At 71.8% G+C, this 17,949-nt stretch carries 20 protein-coding genes; 12 read left to right on the plus strand and 8 right to left on the minus strand.

From position 1 onward, the window contains the following. Nucleotides 1-37: 37 nt before the first annotated feature. The gene (locus OG917_RS02860; protein WP_328315904.1) at nucleotides 38-823 is read right to left on the minus strand and encodes an SDR family oxidoreductase; all 786 of its coding nucleotides are present in this window, start codon (nucleotides 821-823) and stop codon (nucleotides 38-40) included. Nucleotides 824-937: 114 nt separating this feature from the next. On the opposite strand from OG917_RS02860, the gene OG917_RS02865 reads away from it, so the two are divergent. Genes OG917_RS02865 through OG917_RS02875 form a run of 3 tightly spaced genes read left to right on the plus strand, consistent with a single transcriptional unit; the run spans nucleotide 938 to nucleotide 3,992 of the window. Next, nucleotides 938-1,789 (plus strand): enoyl-CoA hydratase, encoded by an 852-nt coding sequence (locus OG917_RS02865; protein WP_328315905.1) that lies wholly within the window; start codon nucleotides 938-940, stop codon nucleotides 1,787-1,789. Further along, nucleotides 1,789-2,961: an acyl-CoA dehydrogenase family protein gene (locus OG917_RS02870; protein WP_328315906.1), complete on the plus strand. Its 1,173-nt coding sequence runs from the start codon at nucleotides 1,789-1,791 to the stop codon at nucleotides 2,959-2,961. The genes OG917_RS02865 and OG917_RS02870 overlap by 1 nt, the downstream gene beginning before the upstream one ends. Then, nucleotides 2,958-3,992 (plus strand): acyl-CoA dehydrogenase family protein, encoded by a 1,035-nt coding sequence (locus OG917_RS02875; RefSeq protein ID WP_328315907.1) that lies wholly within the window; start codon nucleotides 2,958-2,960, stop codon nucleotides 3,990-3,992. Before OG917_RS02870 ends, OG917_RS02875 begins: the two co-directional genes overlap by 4 nt. Nucleotides 3,993-4,106: 114 nt before the next feature. Here OG917_RS02875 and OG917_RS02880 read toward each other — a convergent pair whose 3' ends face one another. Continuing rightward, nucleotides 4,107-4,604, minus strand: a complete 498-nt coding sequence (locus OG917_RS02880; protein WP_328315908.1) for a peptidylprolyl isomerase — start codon at nucleotides 4,602-4,604, stop codon at nucleotides 4,107-4,109. Nucleotides 4,605-4,966: 362 nt separating this feature from the next. Between OG917_RS02880 and OG917_RS02885 the strand changes: the two genes are divergently transcribed. From OG917_RS02885 to OG917_RS02895, 3 genes are all read left to right on the plus strand, one after another. Continuing rightward, complete coding sequence (locus OG917_RS02885; protein WP_328315909.1) at nucleotides 4,967-5,752, plus strand: SAM-dependent methyltransferase; 786 nt, start codon at nucleotides 4,967-4,969, stop codon at nucleotides 5,750-5,752. 153 nt (nucleotides 5,753-5,905) lie between these two features. Beyond that, a complete protein-coding gene (locus tag OG917_RS02890; RefSeq protein WP_328315910.1) occupies nucleotides 5,906-6,235 on the plus strand; it encodes a hypothetical protein in 330 nt (109 codons plus the stop codon). A gap of 199 nt (nucleotides 6,236-6,434) precedes the next feature. Further along, nucleotides 6,435-6,683: a DUF6213 family protein gene (locus OG917_RS02895; RefSeq protein WP_328315911.1), complete on the plus strand. Its 249-nt coding sequence runs from the start codon at nucleotides 6,435-6,437 to the stop codon at nucleotides 6,681-6,683. Nucleotides 6,684-6,737: 54 nt separating this feature from the next. Here the strand turns inward: OG917_RS02895 and OG917_RS02900 are convergent, their stop codons facing one another. Next, a complete protein-coding gene (locus tag OG917_RS02900) occupies nucleotides 6,738-7,550 on the minus strand; it encodes an endonuclease I family protein (RefSeq protein ID WP_328315912.1) in 813 nt (270 codons plus the stop codon). Between the two features lie 155 nt (nucleotides 7,551-7,705). On the opposite strand from OG917_RS02900, the gene OG917_RS02905 reads away from it, so the two are divergent. Further along, nucleotides 7,706-8,158 (plus strand): DUF5990 family protein, encoded by a 453-nt coding sequence (locus OG917_RS02905; protein ID WP_328315913.1) that lies wholly within the window; start codon nucleotides 7,706-7,708, stop codon nucleotides 8,156-8,158. Between the two features lie 113 nt (nucleotides 8,159-8,271). Then, complete coding sequence (locus tag OG917_RS02910) at nucleotides 8,272-9,105, plus strand: hypothetical protein (RefSeq protein WP_443058900.1); 834 nt, start codon at nucleotides 8,272-8,274, stop codon at nucleotides 9,103-9,105. 58 nt (nucleotides 9,106-9,163) lie between these two features. Here OG917_RS02910 and OG917_RS02915 read toward each other — a convergent pair whose 3' ends face one another. Beyond that, on the minus strand, nucleotides 9,164-9,892 hold the full coding sequence (locus OG917_RS02915) for a ribonuclease H family protein (protein WP_328315914.1): 729 nt from the start codon (nucleotides 9,890-9,892) through the stop codon (nucleotides 9,164-9,166). Between the two features lie 421 nt (nucleotides 9,893-10,313). Here OG917_RS02915 and OG917_RS02920 point away from each other — a divergent pair, with 421 nt between their 5' ends. Beyond that, on the plus strand, nucleotides 10,314-10,796 hold the full coding sequence (locus OG917_RS02920) for a cation:proton antiporter regulatory subunit (RefSeq protein ID WP_328315915.1): 483 nt from the start codon (nucleotides 10,314-10,316) through the stop codon (nucleotides 10,794-10,796). 15 nt (nucleotides 10,797-10,811) lie between these two features. Next, nucleotides 10,812-12,032 (plus strand): cation:proton antiporter, encoded by a 1,221-nt coding sequence (locus tag OG917_RS02925; protein ID WP_443059053.1) that lies wholly within the window; start codon nucleotides 10,812-10,814, stop codon nucleotides 12,030-12,032. A 161-nt stretch (nucleotides 12,033-12,193) separates the two neighbouring features. On the opposite strand, the gene OG917_RS02930 is transcribed toward OG917_RS02925, so the two are convergent. Next, a complete protein-coding gene (locus tag OG917_RS02930) occupies nucleotides 12,194-12,499 on the minus strand; it encodes a hypothetical protein (RefSeq protein WP_328315917.1) in 306 nt (101 codons plus the stop codon). A gap of 134 nt (nucleotides 12,500-12,633) precedes the next feature. On the opposite strand from OG917_RS02930, the gene OG917_RS02935 reads away from it, so the two are divergent. Continuing rightward, nucleotides 12,634-13,299 carry a transcriptional regulator gene (locus OG917_RS02935; RefSeq protein ID WP_328315918.1) on the plus strand — a complete coding sequence of 222 codons (666 nt, stop codon included), beginning with the start codon at nucleotides 12,634-12,636 and terminating at the stop codon, nucleotides 13,297-13,299. A 16-nt stretch (nucleotides 13,300-13,315) separates the two neighbouring features. On the opposite strand, the gene OG917_RS02940 is transcribed toward OG917_RS02935, so the two are convergent. After that, the gene (locus tag OG917_RS02940) at nucleotides 13,316-13,786 is read right to left on the minus strand and encodes a DUF5954 family protein (protein WP_328315919.1); all 471 of its coding nucleotides are present in this window, start codon (nucleotides 13,784-13,786) and stop codon (nucleotides 13,316-13,318) included. A 239-nt stretch (nucleotides 13,787-14,025) separates the two neighbouring features. Between OG917_RS02940 and OG917_RS02945 the strand changes: the two genes are divergently transcribed. After that, nucleotides 14,026-14,772: a FadR/GntR family transcriptional regulator gene (locus OG917_RS02945; RefSeq protein ID WP_443058901.1), complete on the plus strand. Its 747-nt coding sequence runs from the start codon at nucleotides 14,026-14,028 to the stop codon at nucleotides 14,770-14,772. A gap of 69 nt (nucleotides 14,773-14,841) precedes the next feature. Here OG917_RS02945 and OG917_RS02950 read toward each other — a convergent pair whose 3' ends face one another. Both OG917_RS02950 and OG917_RS02955 read right to left on the minus strand, forming a co-directional pair. Beyond that, nucleotides 14,842-16,683 (minus strand): sialidase family protein, encoded by a 1,842-nt coding sequence (locus OG917_RS02950; RefSeq protein WP_328315920.1) that lies wholly within the window; start codon nucleotides 16,681-16,683, stop codon nucleotides 14,842-14,844. A gap of 296 nt (nucleotides 16,684-16,979) precedes the next feature. Further along, the gene (locus OG917_RS02955; RefSeq protein WP_328315921.1) at nucleotides 16,980-17,858 is read right to left on the minus strand and encodes an LLM class F420-dependent oxidoreductase; all 879 of its coding nucleotides are present in this window, start codon (nucleotides 17,856-17,858) and stop codon (nucleotides 16,980-16,982) included. Nucleotides 17,859-17,949 lie beyond the last annotated feature (91 nt).

Consider the following 17,949-nt stretch of genomic DNA (forward strand, 5'->3'; position numbering starts at 1 on the left):
TCTTGGGGGTAGGCACAGACCCATTGTCGTTCCCCGCTCACGCGTGCTGACTGCTGACCGACACGGTCTCGCCGGTCATGTACGAGGAGTAGCCGCTGGCCAGGAAGACGATGACATTGGCGATCTCCCAGGGCTCCGCGTACCGGCCGAAGGCCTCGGCCTCGGTGAGCTGTTCGAGCAGCTCGGGAGTGGTGACCTTCACCAGGTGCGGGTGCATGGCCAGGCTGGGCGAGACCGCGTTGACACGTACGCCGTACGCGGCGGCCTCCACGGCGGCGCAGCGGGTGAGGGCCATGACACCGGCCTTCGCAGCCGCGTAGTGCGCCTGCCCCCGCTGGGCACGCCATCCGACGACGGAGGCGTTGTTGACGACGACCCCTCCGCCGCCGGCTGCCTTCATCCGGCGCAGTGCGGCGCGGGTGCACCGGAAGGTCCCGTTCAGAGTGACGTCGATGACCTTGTCCCACTGCGCGTCGGTCATCTCGGTCAGCTCGGCGGTTCCGCCCAGCCCCGCGTTGTTGACGACGAGGTCGAGCCGGCCGTGCCGCTCCTGCGCCAGGTCGAAGAGCGCACCGATCTGCTCCTCGTCGGTGACGTCGCAGGCGGTGCCGGTGACCCGGCCGGCGCCGAACTCGTCCGCGAGTGTCCGGACGGTCTCGCCGAGGCGGCGGGCGTGGCTGTCACCGAGGACGACACGGGCGCCCTCCTCCAGGAACCGGCGAGCGGTGGCGCCGCCGATCCCCGCCCCGGCCGCCGCGGTGATCACCGCGGTACGGCCGTCGAGCAGCTGGTGCCCGGGGAGGTACTGCGGGGGCTTGTTCACGGATGTCCACCTCGCGATGCGGTCCGCGGCCGGGCGGGCCCGGTGCCGGATTCCTCGACGCTGCTCATGGCCGTACGTTAACCTACCAAACACTTGTTAGGGAAGGAGTCGCCGATGACCGCCGACCATGCAGAGCCCGTGGTCCGCTACGAGCGGCAGGGCCCTGTCGCCCTCATCACCATGAACCGCCCGGACTACCGCAACGCCCAGAACTCCGCGATGACCTACGCACTCGACCGCGCCTTCTACCGCGCCGCCGACGACGACGAGGTCAAGGCCGTCGTCCTTGCGGGCGCGGGCCGGCACTTCTCCGCGGGCCACGACATCGGGACCCCCGAGCGCGATGCGCACCTCCCCTTCGACCGCACCGCGGGACTGTGGTGGGACCACTCGGACAAGACGGGTGCCGAGAGCCGGTTCGCCCGGGAGTCCGAGGTCTACCTGGGCATGTGCCGGCGGTGGCGCGAGCTGCCGAAGCCACTGATCGCCTCCGTGCAGGGCGCGTGTGTGGCGGGCGGGCTGATGCTCGCCTGGGTCTGCGACCTGATCGTCGCCTCCGACGACGCCTTCTTCGCGGACCCGGTCGTACGGATGGGGATCCCAGGCGTCGAGTACTTCGCCCATCCGTGGGTGATGCCCCCGCGCATCGCGAAGGAGTTCCTCTTCACCGGCGACCGGATGAGCGCCCGGCGGGCCTACGAGGTCGGGATGGTCAACCGGGTCGTGCCCGGCGCCGAGCTGGCCGGTGCCACCCGTGAGCTCGCCACCCGTATCGCCGGGATGCCCCGGATGGGGCTGGCCCTGACCAAGCGTGCGGTCAACCAGGCCGAGGACCTGCAGGGTCTGCACAGCGGTCTGGACTCGGTGTTCGGCCTCCACCACCTCGCTCACGCGCACAACGCCGAGACGGCGGCGGACCCGCTCGGCGGTATGGACATCGGTGCGATGAAGAAAGCGGGACGCTGATGGATCTGGACTTCACCGCCGCCGAGGACGCCTTCCGCGCCGAGGCGCGCGACTGGCTCGCCGCACACGTCCCCGTCGCACCCCTGCCCTCCCTGGAGACGGCCGACGGCTTCGCCGCGCACCGCGCGTGGGAGCGCACCCTGTCGGACGACCGCTGGTCGGTGGTCTCCTGGCCCGCCCGGCACGGCGGCAGGGACGCGTCGGTCCTGCAGTGGCTGATCTTCGAGGAGGAGTACTTCGCGGCGGGCGCACCGGGCCGCGTCAGCCAGAACGGCATCAACCTCCTCGCCCCCACCCTGTTCGAGCACGGCAGCCCCGAACAGTGCGGCCGGATCCTGCCGGCCATGGCGAGCGGTGAGGTGATCTGGGCGCAGGCGTGGTCCGAACCGGAGTCCGGCTCGGACCTGGCCTCGCTGCGTTCCACCGCGACCCGGACGACGGACGGGTGGCTGCTCAACGGTCAGAAGGCCTGGTCGTCGCGGGCCGCATTCGCCGACCGCGCCTTCGGGCTCTTCCGCAGCGACCCGGAAGCCGACCGGCCGCACCGCGGCCTCACCTATCTGATGTTCCCGCTCGACGCCGATGGCGTGACCGTACGGCCCGTCGGGCGGCTGGACGGCAAGCCCGCCTTCGCCGAGCTCTTCCTCGACGACGTCTTCGTGCCCGACGCGGACGTCATCGGGGAGCCGGGCCGCGGCTGGCAGGTCGCGATGAGCACCGCGGGCAACGAACGCGGTCTGACCCTGCGCAGCCCAGGGCGCTTCACCGCAGCCGCCGACCGGCTCACGGCGCTGTGGCGCACCGAGGCGGACCCGGGCGACACCGCTCTGCGCGACCGGGTCGCCGACGCGGTGATCCGCTCCCGCGCCTATCAGCTGTTCACCTACGCCAACGCCTCACGGATCGCGGCGGGCGGGTCCATCGGAGCCGAGTCCAGTCTCAACAAGGTCTTCTGGTCGGAGCTGGACATCAGCCTGCACGAGACGGCACTCGACCTGCTCGGCCCCCGGGGCGAACTCGCCGACGAGGCCGCGGACGCTCCCGCCGGAGGCAGCTGGGCCGACGGCTACACCTTCTCGCTGGCCGGCCCCATCTACGCGGGCACCAACGAGATCCAGCGCGACATCATCGCCGAGCGGCTGCTGGGCCTGCCGAAGGGACGCCGGGCATGAGATTCCTGCTGGACGACGAGCAGACCGAGTTCGGCCGCACCCTGGACCGTATGCTCACCGCGGCCGGCACCCCTGCGGCGGTGCGGGCCTGGAGCGCGGGCGACACCGGGCCGGGCCGGGCCCTGTGGAAGCGGGTCGCCGACACGGGGGTCTTCGCCCTCGCCGTACCGCAGGAGTACGAGGGCATGGGGTCGCTGCCCGTCGAGCTCGCGGTGGCGTTCGTGGAGCTGGGGCGGCACGCGGTGCCGGGGCCGCTGGTGGAGACCGTGGCGGCGGGAGTCCTGCTCGGCGGTCCGGCACAGTGCGCCGGGACGGCCGCCGCCGACCGCTGGCTGCCGCGGATCGCATCGGGCCGGGCCATGGTGTCGCTTGCCCTGCCGGCCGGCGGCCCGTACGCCCTGGACATGGACACCGCCGATGTGACCTTCGTGGTGCCGGGCCCGGGGGGAACGGGACAGGACCGGGCCGAGCTGCACACGGCGTCCGGACACGGCGCCGTCCAGCCCTCACTCGATCCGGCCCGGCGTCTCGCGGTCCCGCACATCGCCGGCGGGGTCCCGCTGGCCTCGGGCCCCGAGGTCGGCGAAGCGGCCCGTACGGCCGCCGACTGGGCGGCCTTCGCCACTGCGGCGCAGGCGCTGGGAGTCGGGGCGGCGCTGGTCGAGCGGACCGTCGCCTATGCGAAGCAGCGCACGCAGTTCTCCACCACGATCGGCGCCTTCCAGGCGGTGAAGCACCGGCTCGCCGACGCGCTGACCGGGCTGGAGTTCGCGAGGCCGCTGCTCCACGGCGCGGCGGTGGCCCTGGCCGGAAGGTCGCCGGACGCCGGGGCCGAGGTGGCTGCCGCGAAGGTGGCTGCGGGAGAGGCGGCGTACGCGGCGGCCCGTACCGCACTGCAGCTGCACGGCGCCATCGGCTACACCGCCGAGTACGACCTGTCGCTGTGGATCCGCAAGGCCCGCGCCTTGCGCTCGGCCTGGGGCTCCCCGTCCGACTGCCGGGCCCGGGTCCTGGCCGCGCCTGGCAGCTGAACCCCCTGGGCGCGGCCCCCGCGGGCCGGGCCCAGGGGTTCCGCGGCCGCTCGCCGGAGCGGCGGCCGCGGAGACGACCCTGAAGGCCCGGGCGGTGCCCGGAAGGGTCCGGGGTTACTTCTCGACGACTCCGGAAGCAGCGATGACGATCTTCGCGCTGGTGCCGCCGGAGCGGGAGCCGAGCGACTCGATCTTCTTCACGAGCTCCTGGCCCTCGACGACCTCGCCGAAGACGACGTGCTTGCCGTCCAGCCACGGGGTCTTCACCGTGGTGATGAAGAACTGGGAGCCGTTGGTGTTCGGGCCGGCGTTGGCCATCGACAGCAGGTACGGCCGCTCGTGCTTCAGCGTGAAGTTCTCGTCGGCGAACTTCTCGCCGTAGATGCTCTTGCCGCCGGTGCCGTCGCCGCGGGTGAAGTCACCGCCCTGGAGCATGAACTCCGGGATGACACGGTGGAAGCCCGAGCCCGCGTAGCCGAAGCCCTTCTCGCCGGTGGCGAGCTCGCGGAAGTTCTGCGTGGTCTTGGGAACGACGCTGTCGAAGAGCTCGAAGACGATCCTTCCGGCGTCCTCGCCCTGAATGGTGATGTCGAAGAAAACGTTGTTAGGCATGGAGCCATCCTGTCACGTCCACTCCTGAGCCCCAGGCCACAGGTCCCGCGGCCCGCCGGTGCCCGCTCCGGCCACGGCAGGCTCACAGGGATCCGCCGGCCCCCGGCGGCCTGACGACACGGCCCGCGGCGGCCTGCGGAGCTCCGGGCGCGGCCCCGTCCAGGTCCCGCCGCCCGGTCACCGGCAGGCCGCGGAGGAGACCGGTCAACGCCATGTGCTGCGTGCCGAGTTGCTGTGGCAGACTGCGCCGACAAGGCGCTGGTCGGCCGTGGTGCGGTGGGATGCGGACAGCACGGCAGTCACCCGTACCGGGCCTCGTCCAGCGGCCCGCCCCGTCCACTCCTCGCGCAACGGAGCCCGCCATGACGGCAGCCGCACCCGCCCCCCGGATCGACACGAGCAAGCCGCACCCCGCGCGGGTCTACGACTGGCTGCTGGGCGGCAAGGACAACTACCCCGTCGACCAGGAGGTCGGCGAGAGCCTTCCGGGCGAGGCGAAGGACGCCGCCCGGCAGAACAGGGCCTTCATGAACCGTGCCGCCGCCTGGCTCGCGAGCAGCGGCATCGACCAGTTCCTGGACATAGGCACCGGCATTCCCACGCAGCCGAACCTGCACCAGATCGTCCAGCGGACCGTGCCGTCGGCGCGGATCGTCTATACGGACTACGACCCCATCGTCCTGCGGCACGCGGAAGCCCTGCTCGTCAGCAGTGCGGAGGGTGAGACCGACTACATCCAGGCAGATGTGCGCGAGCCACGGGCGATCATCGACCACGCCAGGAAGTTCCTGGACTTCGACCGGCCGATCGCGCTCTCGCTCATCGCGCTGATGCACTTCGTCCCCGACAGCCAGGACCCGTACGGCATCGTCGGCACGCTGGTGGAGACGCTGGCGCCGGGCAGCTGCCTGGTGATGTCCCATGCCGCGTCGGACCTGTACCCCGAGCTGGTGGCCATGGTCACGGCGCAGTACGCGAAGGGCGGTATCCAGCTCGGCTTCCGCACCCGCGCCGGGGTCGGACGCTTCTTCGACGGGCTCGATCTCGTCGAGCCCGGTCTGGTGACCGCGCCCGAGTGGTTCAAGGACACGGACGCCCCGGAGCCCGAGGGCAGCGGGATCTACGCCGGGGTGGGGCGCATCCGCTAGGTAAGGGCTGTCCCGCGGGCGGCCGGGGCTGTCCCGCCGGGCTCCGGGCCGGCAGCGGCGCGGGCGGAGCACACTGGGTGGTGCAGGATCCGTGCGATTCAGGTGCGCGGCCGCCCGCGTCCCCGGCGGCCGCAGCCGGGAAGGGGATTCCTCATGTCCCACCGTGCCGTGGTGGGCCCGCGTGGTGGCGGACCCGTCCCACACCCCCACTCGGTGTTCCCCGGTCACAGGCGGACCAGGACCGGGACCGAACCGCTGACCGCCCACAGCGCCCTCGGTGCCAGGCTGGTGCTGTCCGCTGTCGCCCTGCCGCTGTTCGCCGCCGGGGCCGCGCTCCTTGCCCTGTGGGCGGTCTCCACCGGCCCCGCGGGCTCACCGGATACGGCCGTTCTGGTGGTTCTCGCCGGCGTCTGTGCCCTGTTCACCGCCGTGTCGGCCGTCGACATCGCCGTCATCCGGCGCCGCCGCGCCGAACGGCGGTGAGCCCCGGCGGGTGCTCGCCCCTGCGCGTGCCGCGCGGGCGGAGTGGCACCGGCCGGAAGCGGGAACACGAGACGACGACACAGATACCTGGTGCGTCGCCCGGTCGCCGGTGGCGTGGACGTCATGTCCCGCGCGGGGGCTTCAGGTGTCATTAGAGTCGCAGCGCGGAGCATTCCGCAGACACTGGAGGCCGAGAGATTTGAACCGTGACGTCATGCTGGCCCTGGTCCCCGACGAGCAGGGGGTGCTGCATGTCGCAGCCGCCGATGTGAGCCACATGCTGCGGACGCTCGGCGCGGGCTGGCTCCAGGCGGTGCGCGACGACGCGTCCAACGCCGACGAGGACACCGTGGCCGCTCTCACCATCGAGCTGGCGAAGCTCGCGGACCAGATCGATGTCGAGTGCATCGCCCACACCTCGAAGGCGGAAGGCGAGGAGACCGGCTGATCGTCCGGAGGCGGTCCGGCGGGGGCGGGCCGGGCCGCCCCCGCGCGGCTCCCGTCACCAGATCGAGTCGACCCACTCGGGGTGGTCGATGAACGGGTTGCGGTTGTGCTGGTAGTCGCTGTAGATCACGTCGTTGCGGTGCTCCTCGAAGGCGTCGGGCGGATCCTCGTCGCTCCACTGCTTGAGCACGCTGATCCGGCCGATGGCCGGGGCGGATCCGTTGTCGACCTTGTCGTTCGGTTCGAGGTCGGGGAACCCGTCCCCGCCGTCGTACCGCACGGCCATGTAGAGGACCATGCGGGCGACGTCCCCCTTGACCGCGTCACGCGGCTCGAAGGAGTCCCCGTCGGTGTAGTTGCCCGGTGCCCCGGAGACCGCCGTGCCGCCGTTGTCGAAGTCCTTGTTCCCGCGTATGCCGTTCACGGAGACGTCCGACGGCCGCAGATGGTGCAGGTCGGTGCCGGGGCCGGTGGCCGTGCCGAAGTCACCGTGCGACTTGGCCCACACGTGTTCGCGGTTCCAGTCCCCCACATCGCCGCCGCTGCTGGACTTGGGTACGGACTTCCCGGTGTAGAGCTCGATCACGTCGGAGGAGTTGGCCGGGTCCTGATCGGTCACCGTCAGCGCGTCCCAGACCTGGGCGTAGGTGACCGTCGACTGCTTGCTGATGATCGTGTGGAGCGCACTCTTGAGAGCCGCTCCGGACTTGCCCTCGGCGTCCGCGTAGTACGCGTCGTCCAGGACCCGGGCTGCCGCCGGGCCGGGGGCCGGGTGGGCAGCCGCGGGGGCGGGGGGCGCCGCGCTCAGCGCGGCGGCCACCGCGAGGGCCGCGGCGGTCATCCATCTCGTCGCTGTAAGACGGGACATGTGGGGGGTGTCCTCTCCAACTGCCGTGCCGTGGCACGTGATTGGTGTCATGTACGGATCACAGGACACTGCCATGGCCGCCGGTCCGGCGGGTGAAGAACACGGAACGAGCGTGTGCCGATCTGCCGCACGCCCCGACCCGGGACAATGGGCGTATGCAGATCCGTATCGAAGCCTCCGGCCTCCCCGGCCGCACCAGTCCCGCCTTCGCCGACGCCGTCGACATCCATGTCGGCGTGCAGGCCAAGGACCGGCCCGGGGAGGTGGCCGGGGCGCACGCCGGGGATCTGCCGTCGGCGCGGTGGACGCTGGAGTGCACGACCGCCCCGGGAGCGGACGGCCCTCTCGTCTCCGGTCCGTACATCCAGGACCGCTTCGGCGGGCGCTTCGTCTATCTGTCCTGGACCACTGCGGGTCCGGACGGCACGGCCACCATGTTCCGCCGGGCCAAACTCATGCTGGACGCCGTCGGTCCCGAAGTCCTCGAAGCGGCCGTACGGTCGGGCCGGCTCACCGCCAGACTGCGGCTCACCGACGCCGCGGGGCAGCCGCTCTGCGGAGCGGTGCGGCCACCGCTGGTCACCTGGGAGGCGGGGCCCGCCGACTGACGGCACCCGGCACATTCCGGCCACCCGGCGGACACCTGCGGCGCAGCGGAGGTGCGGATGGACAGCCATCCGCACTACGCTTCGCCTCCCGCTGCCGACCCGACGGAGAATCAGTGCCCCTCAAGACGCTCCGCGTTGCCGCTGTCCTGACAGGCGCCCTGGCGCTCTCCGCCGCCTTCCTGCCGAGTGCGAGCGCGTCCCCGGGCGGATGGACCGCGTCGGGCACCTCCTCCACCGGGTCCCTGACCGGCGGCGAGGGCATCGCGAGCCGGGCGGACGGCTCTCTGCTCTTCCGCGGGCTCGCGTCGGTGCCGCTCGCCCTCCGCGTCAAGGGCTGGAACCACGTCGGCGACCCGGACATCGCGGACGGCGATGTCTTCGACGCCTACCAGGGCGGTGACGACGCGACGTCCAAGATGTACACGGTGACGACCCCGGGCGGGAAGCGGTACGAGTACGTCCACCGGCTCGACCCGGGCGAGAAGCTCAACAACTCCTTCGCCGCGGTCTCCCCGGACACGCGGTGGATGGTCTCCGGGGAGTGGGGGGACCAGGACCGCCTCCAGGTCTTCCCTGCCCCACTTCTCAATCCGTCCACCCCGCCCACGGGCGGAGTGCTCGCGCAGGCCGGACAGATCTCGCTGGACCGCACGGTGAGCGACATCCAGGGCTGCGACTTCGTCTCGGACACCCGGCTCGTGTGTGTCTCGGACGACGAGGCCAAGGACCTGCTCCAGGTCGATCTGGAGCACGCCCTCGACGGGAGCGCGGTCACCGGACGGGTGACGACGCTGCTCCAGCTCCCCCGGCGCAGCATCTGTTCCGGCACCTTCGAGTCCGAGGGTGTCGACTACGACCCCGGGACGGCGGCGCTGCGGGCCGAGGTGGTCCAGCCGGGCGCCTGCGTGGTGTCCACGACCGTCTACTCCTACTCCCCCGCCGGCTGATCCGGGCGGGAAGGGGGAGACGGAGGAGGCAGATCCGCGCCGACGGCCGGCCGGGGCGTTACCGGCCCGACCCCTGGGGTGTTTCCGCCGTGCGGCAGTCGGGGTGGCCCCAGCCGTCCGCGTTCTTGGCGATGGGCTCGCCCGTCGCGTAGGAGCGGCCGCACCGGCAGCGGCCGGGGAACTTCGCGTTCAGTGTGCGTGCCGGCGTGCGCTTCGCCGCGACCCCGGTCTTCGCGGATCCCCCGGAGGAACGCCGGGGGGCGCCGCCGGTACGGACGCTGTCGGGTGCGGCGGGCGGCTGCGGGGAGCCGAGCGCGCTGCCGGCCGCCTGCTGCACGATCGCCGCCTGGCTGGCGGCCCGGTCGGCGAAGTCGTTGAGCGGATCGCCGCCGACCTGGTGCGCGGGGACGTAACGGAACTCGACGGTGCGGCCGGTGAGCAGCTCGTCGATGCGCACCACGAGTTCCCGGTTCGCGACCGGCTTGCCCGACGATGTCTTCCAGCCCTTGCGCTTCCAGCCGGGCAGCCAGGTCGTGACCGCCTTCATCGCGTACTGGGAGTCCATCCGGATCTCCATCTCGACGCCCGGGTCCACCGCGGCCAGCAGGCTCTCCAGGGCGGTCAGTTCGGCCACGTTGTTCGTGGCCGTGCCCAGCGGTCCCGCCTCCCAGCGGACCGGCGCTCCCGCACTGTCGGCAATGACCCAGGCCCATGCTGCGGGCCCCGGATTTCCTTTCGACGCCCCGTCACACGCGGCGATAACGCGTTCAGCCATGCCCCCGATCATGCCAGCAACGCGGCGGCGCCGGGACCGTGCCCTCGCCCGGGCTGCCGGTCCCGGCGAGGGGCGCAGGAGAGGCCGGCCCCGTATCCGGCACTCGACTCACCGAGGACAAATCCCCTCAAAGAGAGCAGAAAAGCCCGACTGTTTACCATTACTTGACCTGCGCTAGAGTAAGAGCAGAGCCACCGGCTGCCCACCCGACCGGATCACGGCTCGTCCGCATCGCACGGCACCGCCGGCGGCACACCCCGCCGGCCCGACGGGGAGCACCTCATGGGACGGCACTCGCACGCCGCCCTCGCGCGCGGCAGCGTCCCGGGTCCGTGTCCGACCCCCTGAGACCGGCCACGCCGGGCTCTGCCGCCGGGGTCGTCCGGGCAACCGTCTCCGCACACCGCCCCTGAACGTCCGTATGGAGCCTTCTATGGAACCCGCCGCCCGCATCCGGAAGACCGGCCTTCCCGGAGTCGGAACCAGGTACGACCTCAACACCGAAACCGGTCAGCACATCTCGGTGGTGGCGCATCAGGACGGCCGGCGCATCCTCGCCTTCCACGATCCAGAGGACGACGACAGCTGCCGCAGCTCGACGCCGCTGGCCACGCACGAAGCAGCCGCGCTGTCCAGGCTCCTCACCCCGCCGGTGGCCCAGCTGCACGAGCACCTGGAGATCGACCTGGTGAGCGAATGCATCGCGATCACCAAGAGGTCCCCGTACGCGGGGCGCGTCCTCGGCGCCACCCAGGCGCGCACCCGGACCGGCGCCTCCATCGTCGCCGTGCTGCGGCGCACCACCGCCTTCCCCTCACCCACCCCGGATTTCCGCTTCGCCAGTGGCGACATCCTCGTTGTCGTCGGCACCCGCGAAGGCGTGGACGCCGTCGCGGAACTGATCACCGGAGGATAGAAGCCTGTGCACGACATGTCCGCACTGCTCATCGAACTCGGGGCGGTCATCCTCGCCCTGGGACTTCTGGGCCGCTTCGCCGGCCGCATCGGGTTCTCGCCCATCCCCCTCTACCTGCTGGCCGGGCTCGCCTTCGGCCATGGCGGCCTCGTACCGCTGGACGCCAGTGAGGAGTTCACCGCCACCGGCGCCGAGATCGGCGTCATCCTGCTGCTGCTTCTGCTCGGGCTTGAGTACAGCGCGTCCGAACTGGTCACGAACCTCAGGACGCAGTACCCCTCCGGGATCGTCGACTTCGTACTCAACGCGACTCCGGGCGCCGCGGCAGCGCTCATCCTCGGCTGGGGTCCGGTCGCCGCCGTCGCCCTGGCCGGCGTCACCTGGATCTCCTCATCGGGTGTGATCGCCAAGGTACTCGGCGATCTCGGCCGCCTCGGCAACCGGGAGACACCCGTCATTCTCGGCGTGCTGGTCATCGAGGACCTGGCGATGGCCGTCTATCTGCCGCTGCTCACCGCGCTGCTCGCCGGACTGAGCCTGGCCGGCGGCAGCCTCACCCTGCTGATCTCCCTGGGCACCGTCGGCGCCGTCCTCTATGTGGCGCTGCGCCACGGCCGGCTGATCAGCCGGGCGGTCTCATCCGACAACCCCGAGATGCTGCTGCTCGTGGTCCTCGGGCTGACACTCTTCGTCGCGGGGATCGCGCAGCAGCTGCAGGTATCCGCTGCGGTCGGTGCGTTCCTCGTCGGTATCGCGCTCTCCGGTGAGGTGGCGGAAGGCGCGCACAATCTGCTGACTCCGCTGCGGGACCTCTTCGCCGCTGTCTTCTTCGTCTTCTTCGGGCTGAGCACCAACCCGGCCGACATCCCGCCCGTCCTCGTCCCCGCACTGCTGCTCGCGGTCGTGACCGTACTCACGAAGATCGCCACGGGCTGGTACGCGGCCCGCCGCGCCGGGATCAGGTCCGCAGGGCGCTGGCGGGCCGGGGGCACGCTGGTGGCCCGCGGCGAGTTCTCCATCGTGATCGCCGGCCTCGCAGTCGGTGTGGAACCACGGATCGGCCCGCTGGCCACGGCGTATGTCCTGATCCTGGTGATCCTGGGTCCGCTGACCGCCCGCTGGACCGAGCCCCTGGCACGCCGGATCCGCCGCCGGACAGCGGATGCAACTCCGGCCGCGGCCCCTCGGCCGGTGGACGCGGCGGACGCGGCCGGCGCCGCGGGCTCCCGCGGCTGACACCCCGGGGCAGCACGGAGCGTGTTCCGGCCGCACGCGGACGGGCCGCGTCGCACGGACGGCCCGGTGCACCACTGCGACCGCGGCGCGCCCAGCAGTGACAGCGCCCCGCACCCGGCGCCAGGGCGGCGAGGGACGGGGAGACGGGAACGGGCCTGCTTCTACTGCTGGGCCCAGGGCCCAGCGTTGTACTGGACGGTCTCTGCCGTGACCCCGCCGCCGGTCCGGACCGCTTCGACCACGATCTGGTGGAGCTCGCGGCTCGCTCGCTCCGAGCCGCAGGGCACGGGGCTGCCGACCAGGGTGAACCAGTCCGACGACCCGCTGTACTGCACGGCGAAGGACACCTGGTCCTCCCACCACGTCGTATGCACCGTCAGGTCACCGGTCAGCACACCGATCTCTTCCGTACGGACTCCGCCCGGTCCCGCGAAGATGCCGCTGGTGGTCCACGATGCCCAGGTCATGGCGTCGTCCTTCCGGACAGGGACAGCCGTTCGAGTGAACATGTCCGAGTATGGCACCGCCACCCGGGGTGTGCACGACAGGTACCGCACACACTCTGGGCGCGTACCGCAGGCCCCTACGGAGGGAGACGGGGATGGACCGCACCGCACACGGCGTCCTCAGCAGCATCACGGCCGAACTCGCACCCCGGGCCGCGGACAACCGCCTCGTCCCGCTCTTCGCGGCGGGCACGGCGGACCTCGGCGCACTGGCGGTGCTCGCGCTGGAACAGCGGCACATCATCGCGAGTGACCTGAGCTCCTTCGCGCATCTGGCCGAGCGGTCGGCCGCTCGCGGGGAGGACGCCTGTGCCGTACTCTTCGCCGGCCTCGCGGACGGGGAGAACACGGCGGCCGAGCGGCTCGGATCCCTCATCACGGCGTGCGGACTCGACAGCGCGGCCGTGGCGGCCCACGAACCGATGGCCGGCTGCCAGGCCTATCCCTCCTACGTGGCCAGGCTGGCCCTCACCGGGGCGCCGGCGGAGGCGGCCCTGGCCCTCACCGCGAACTTCGCCGCCTGGGGCGGCTACTGCGCCGCGCTCGCGGAGGGGCTCCGGGCGCACTACGGCCTCGGCGACGAGGCCTGCGGGTTCTTCGACTTCTTCGCCGGGCCTGCGCCCGGCGCCGAGGCGCAGGCGCTCGCAGCGGTCCAGGCAGGGCTGGACCGCGGCCTCGACACGGCAGCCGCCCGCAGGCACGGACGGCTGCTGCAGCGTTACGAGTCGATGTTCTGGAACACCCTCGCCGGGAAGGCGTGACGACCGCCGCGACCGGTCAGTGCTCGGATTCCCGGTCGTCGAACTCCTCGGGGAAGGGCGAATCCGTCCCCTGCGGCGGTTCGGGTCCGTACTCCGTCATGACGACAGTCTGCTCGACACGCACGATCCGGTAGACGCGCTCACCGAGGACGACCTGGTCAGCGCCGTTCTCCACGGCGTCGGCCGCCTGCGCGTAGCGGACCGCCTCCACCTGCGGGTGCTCGGTGGTACTGCGCAGGACGGCGGCCAGATCGAGCCGCGCCTCGTCCTCGCTGGGCTGGGCGGGGAACATCTGCCGCCACCCCGCCCCTTCCAGCACCATCGCCGCGTACGCGGTGTACGGCGCCATCCGGGTCCGCTCGAAGGATGTCGATTCGATCGGGTAGCGACGGCGCAGCCGCTCCTCGCGCGCGCCCGTCGCGAGTACCTGGCGTGCCTCCTCGTCGAAAGCGCTCCGGCTGCCCGCGGTCTCGTCGTGATCGCTCATGGGGTCATCATCCTGCCCCGTACGGGCCGCCGTAAGCCACGGCGCGGTGTCGGGGACGCGGCGTCAGGGCAGGACCCGGGGCGGGGCGGCCCCTGCGGACCCCGGGGCGGGAGCCTGGAAGCTCGCCCCCCTTCCGGCAGAGCGCTGCGACCACGACACCGACCCCCACTCGTCCGATGTCTGATGTCTGATGGCTGGTAACCTGGGACGCCAGCCGGGACGAGGAGAGGGGTCAAGGGGTGGAGAGCCGACACATCCTGCAAGGACGTCAGGGGCGTTCACTGCTGAGACAGGAGGTCAGCGAGGGGATCAAGCGGTACATCCTGGAGAACCAACTCCGCCCGGGGGACCCACTGCCCACCGAGAGCGAGCTGAGCGCCACACTCGGCGCGAGCCGGTCGAGCGTGCGCGAGGCGGTCAAGACACTCGACGCTCTCGACATCGTCGAGGTGCGGCACGGCCACGGCACCTACGTCGGCAGGCTCAGCCTGTCCGCACTGGTGGAGGGGCTCACCTTCCGCGGACTGCTCAGCCGTGACGACGACTTCAAGGTCATGTCGGATCTGGTGGACGTGCGCGAACTCTTCGAGCGCGGCATGGCGGAACGCATCCTCACCACCCTGGACAGCACCCATCTCCGCACTCTCTACCGCATCGTGGACGACATGGAGCGCTCGGGGAACGGCGACGGAACGGGGTTCGTGGAGGCCGACCGCGCCTTCCACGCACTGCTGGTCGAACCGCTCGGCAACGAACTGATCGGGCAGTTGTCCCTCGCGTTCTGGGACGTGTTCACGATCGTCGTACCGCATCTCGGTGAGTTCACCAGCAAGGACGAGGCCGAGACCGTGGCCAACCACCGCGGCATCGTGGATGCCGCCCGCGCCGGCGACGTCGACGCCTTCACCCTCGCCATCGCCGAGCACTACGCGCCGGTCCGGCGACGGGTCCAGCTGGCGCGGGCGGCGGCTCCGGCCTCCGGCTGACCCGCCCCTCCAGCACCCCGGGCCCGCTCCCCCACCACGGCGAGGGGCGGGCCCGTTCTGCGGCCGGGGTCAGGACTGCCGGGCCCAGCCGGGGGTGAAGCTGCTGAGGACGACGCCGCCGGTGTTCCCGATCTCGAAGAGGTCCCCGATCGCCCCGTCACCGAGGACCGCGGTGGTCGAGTACCCGGCCGTGCCCGACTTGATCAGCACCTGGTGCGGCCAGGTCACCCCGTCGTCCTCGCTCACCCGTACGGTCAGCTCACTCCGGCCGGACGAGGCGTTGTTGCTCTGTACCGCGACTGGGGTCAGGGCGGGGTATCCGCCGGCGCCGACGTCGGCGGGCCCGAGGTAGGAGATCTCGTCGCCGTTGCAACCGGGGTCGATCAGACCGGAGTCCCAGGCCGCACCGTAGGCGCCCGCGACGTTCCTGCCGGTGGCGGTGTCCGCGGAGGTGGCGTACCAGCGGTTGCCCCCGTTGTCCGACCGCAGATTCTGCACCACCGTGCCACTGGCCCGCTGGACGGCCTTGTTCTCGTTGACGCCGGTCGCGGCCGGGGCGCCCGCGTGCCAGCTGGCGCCGTGGTCGTCGGAGTAGATGTTGCCCGCGTGGTCCACCCCTGCCTCCTTGTAGACGATGGGCTGGACGAGACGGCCGTCGGAGAGCTGGATGCCGTGGCCCGAAGAGGCGAACACACCGGCCCACTTGACGCTCTTGACCTGAGGATTCAGGTCCACCGGTGCGCTCCAGGTGGCTCCGTCGTCCGTGGAGGAGATCACGCGGATGTGCATGGCGGTGGCGTCGGTCGCCGAGTTCGAACCGGCCGCCGAGCCCGCATAGCTGACGCCGGGCGCGGGCGAGTAGTTGACGAACGCGTAGACCGTGCCGTCCGGGCCCGCCGAACGGTCCACCACGAGGCTGCTGTCGCCGTATCCCTCACTGGTCGTGGCCGCGTGCGCGACCGTGGTGGCGCCGCTCCAGGTGGCGCCGCCGTCGGTGCTGCGGCGCATCGCCACCTGAATGTTGTTCTTGGCTCCGCCCAGGTCGCCCGCGCTGTCGACGCGGGCGTCGGCCATGGCGATGACGGTGCCGTCGTCGGTGACGGCCATCGCGGGGATGCGGACCGATACGGCGGTCCCTGTGTAGGTCTCGTAGCCGCTGCCGTCCGCCTTCGCCCGGTTGAGGCCGGCGATCGGGGTTCCGGCGCCGGTGGCGGTCCGCGCGGCGAAGAGGGTCCGGGTGTTCATACCGGGCGTGCCCCCGGCCGTCCCGCAGCGCGCGGCGCCGCTCTCGGTACGGTCGAAGCCGGTGGCAGTCGTCCGGACGCGGTAGGCGGCTCCGTCGGCCACCGTCCAGGACAGCGTGTCGTCCGAGCTGTGGGCCGCCAGGGTCCGGGTCCATGGGGAGCCGGCTCGCCCGGCCCACTCCACGGTGAAGGTCCTGGACGTGTCGGACCGGTTGACCAGGGTGAGGCCCAGCCGGTGGGCCGCGGTCGGTGGGCCGTCGGCGCCGCACTCCATGCTCAGCTGCGCGGCCACCGACCTGCCGCACTCCAGGGTTCCCGATGTGGCGCTGTCCAGCCCCTGCGGGGTGGTGGTGCGGAAGGAGTACTCCGTACCGCTGGGCTTGGAGAAGTACAGGTCGGTACGGTCACCGGCCGCCACCGCACGGGTCCAGCTGCCGCTGCCCGGCCAGGTCACCGTGAAGGTGGTCGCCGCCGTGGTGGGGTTGAGCAGCGACACACGGATCCTGCTGCTGGTGCAGTCCTGGCTGACCACGGCCGACTGACTGCCGGCCGCCGCCCCGGCGGCGGGGCCCGTCGTCACCACCGTGGCGGCAGCGAGCGCGACCAAGCCCAGCAGGGCGACGGCCGGCCGCCGCAGGAACGCTGGTGTTCTCCACATCAGTGCCATCTGCTCGAAAGCTCCTTGGTGCGGTAGGGAGTTCGGTGGGGAGAAGAAACGCGATGCATGACATCAGACGTCATGCATCGGACGGTTGGAGACTTTAGGAGCGGGCGGACGGGCCGTCAATAGACGTCGGCCGGTGTCGAGTTCCCCGGAACGACGGCGACGGCCCCGCGGACCTGGCCGCGAGGCCGTCGAAGAGTGGTCGGGTCGCTCGTCCGGCGCCGGGCCCCCCGGGGATGCCGGCGGGGCCCGAACGCGCAGGGCAGGTTCAGGCCGCGAGGATTCGGCGCGGCCGGGGGTCAGCTCAGCGAGAAGGCGGACGCCAGCTCGCGCCACTCGGCGCGCGGCAGATCCCGGCGCCTGTCCCCCGTGAGCACCTGGAGCGCCACATGGTCCGCGCCCGCGGCCCGGTAGGCGTCCACCCGGGTGCGCGCCGTCTCCGGATCGCCCAGGGAGAACAGCGCGTCCAGCAGGCGGTTGCTGCCGCCGTCGGCCACATCGGCCTCCTCGAACCCGAGCCGCAGCAGGTTCCGCGTGTAGTTGGGCAGCTGCAGGTACATCGCGAGCGTCTCCCTCGCCACGGTGCGCGCCCGGTCGATATCGGTGTCGAGTACGACCTTCAGCTCGGGCGCGAGCAGGGCGTCGGGGCCGAGCGTGGCACGGGCCTGCGCCGTGTGCTCCGCTGTGACCAGATAGGGGTGGGCGCCGGCGGCCCGGGCAGCCGACAGTTCCAGCATCTTCGGTCCGAGCGCGGCAAGTACCCGCCCCCGGGCCGGTACCGGGTCGGGGGCCGAGTCCAGCCCGTCGAGATAGGCGACCATCTCCGAGTACGGGCGGGCGTACTGCGGGGCGAGCGCGCCATGGCTGACGCCGATGCCGAGCACGAATCGGCCGGGGTGGCGCTTCTCGACGCGCGCGGCCTGCTCCGCGACCTCGGCCGCGCTGTGCTCCCAGATACTGAGGATGCCGGTCGCGACGGTGATGCGCCGCGTGGCGTCGACGAGCGGCACCACGTCATCCATGGACGGGCTGCCGCCGATCCAGACCGTGCCGTAGCCGAGTTCGTCCAGCTCGGCCACGGCTTCGGCCACCTGACTGCGCAGGCCTGGCTCCGCGGGGTGCAGAGCGGAGCTCCAGATGCCGATGCTGCCGAATCGCGCGTGTTCTTCGGAGGTCATGGGGGCTCCAACCTCCGCCGTGCGGACGTCTATTCCGGCCCCGGGCGTTCTCCCCCGATCGGCCCAGCAGCCCCCGGACACCCACCGGGGC

The organism is Streptomyces sp. NBC_00388, assembly GCF_036061255.1.
Lineage (GTDB): Bacteria > Actinomycetota > Actinomycetes > Streptomycetales > Streptomycetaceae > Streptomyces.

Coding starts and splice junctions, on each gene's coding strand:
- OG917_RS02865 (WP_328315905.1), top strand. CDS start 938: ATGACCGCCGACCATGCAGAGCCCGTGGTCCGCTACGAGCGGCAGGGC.
- OG917_RS02870 (WP_328315906.1), top strand. CDS start 1,789: ATGGATCTGGACTTCACCGCCGCCGAGGACGCCTTCCGCGCCGAGGCG.
- OG917_RS02875 (WP_328315907.1), top strand. CDS start 2,958: ATGAGATTCCTGCTGGACGACGAGCAGACCGAGTTCGGCCGCACCCTG.
- OG917_RS02880 (WP_328315908.1), bottom strand. CDS start 4,604: ATGCCTAACAACGTTTTCTTCGACATCACCATTCAGGGCGAGGACGCC.
- OG917_RS02885 (WP_328315909.1), top strand. CDS start 4,967: ATGACGGCAGCCGCACCCGCCCCCCGGATCGACACGAGCAAGCCGCAC.
- OG917_RS02890 (WP_328315910.1), top strand. CDS start 5,906: ATGTCCCACCGTGCCGTGGTGGGCCCGCGTGGTGGCGGACCCGTCCCA.
- OG917_RS02900 (WP_328315912.1), bottom strand. CDS start 7,550: ATGTCCCGTCTTACAGCGACGAGATGGATGACCGCCGCGGCCCTCGCG.
- OG917_RS02905 (WP_328315913.1), top strand. CDS start 7,706: ATGCAGATCCGTATCGAAGCCTCCGGCCTCCCCGGCCGCACCAGTCCC.
- OG917_RS02915 (WP_328315914.1), bottom strand. CDS start 9,892: ATGATCGGGGGCATGGCTGAACGCGTTATCGCCGCGTGTGACGGGGCG.
- OG917_RS02920 (WP_328315915.1), top strand. CDS start 10,314: ATGGAACCCGCCGCCCGCATCCGGAAGACCGGCCTTCCCGGAGTCGGA.
- OG917_RS02925 (WP_443059053.1), top strand. CDS start 10,812: ATGTCCGCACTGCTCATCGAACTCGGGGCGGTCATCCTCGCCCTGGGA.
- OG917_RS02930 (WP_328315917.1), bottom strand. CDS start 12,499: ATGACCTGGGCATCGTGGACCACCAGCGGCATCTTCGCGGGACCGGGC.
- OG917_RS02935 (WP_328315918.1), top strand. CDS start 12,634: ATGGACCGCACCGCACACGGCGTCCTCAGCAGCATCACGGCCGAACTC.
- OG917_RS02940 (WP_328315919.1), bottom strand. CDS start 13,786: ATGAGCGATCACGACGAGACCGCGGGCAGCCGGAGCGCTTTCGACGAG.
- OG917_RS02950 (WP_328315920.1), bottom strand. CDS start 16,683: ATGGCACTGATGTGGAGAACACCAGCGTTCCTGCGGCGGCCGGCCGTC.
- OG917_RS02955 (WP_328315921.1), bottom strand. CDS start 17,858: ATGACCTCCGAAGAACACGCGCGATTCGGCAGCATCGGCATCTGGAGC.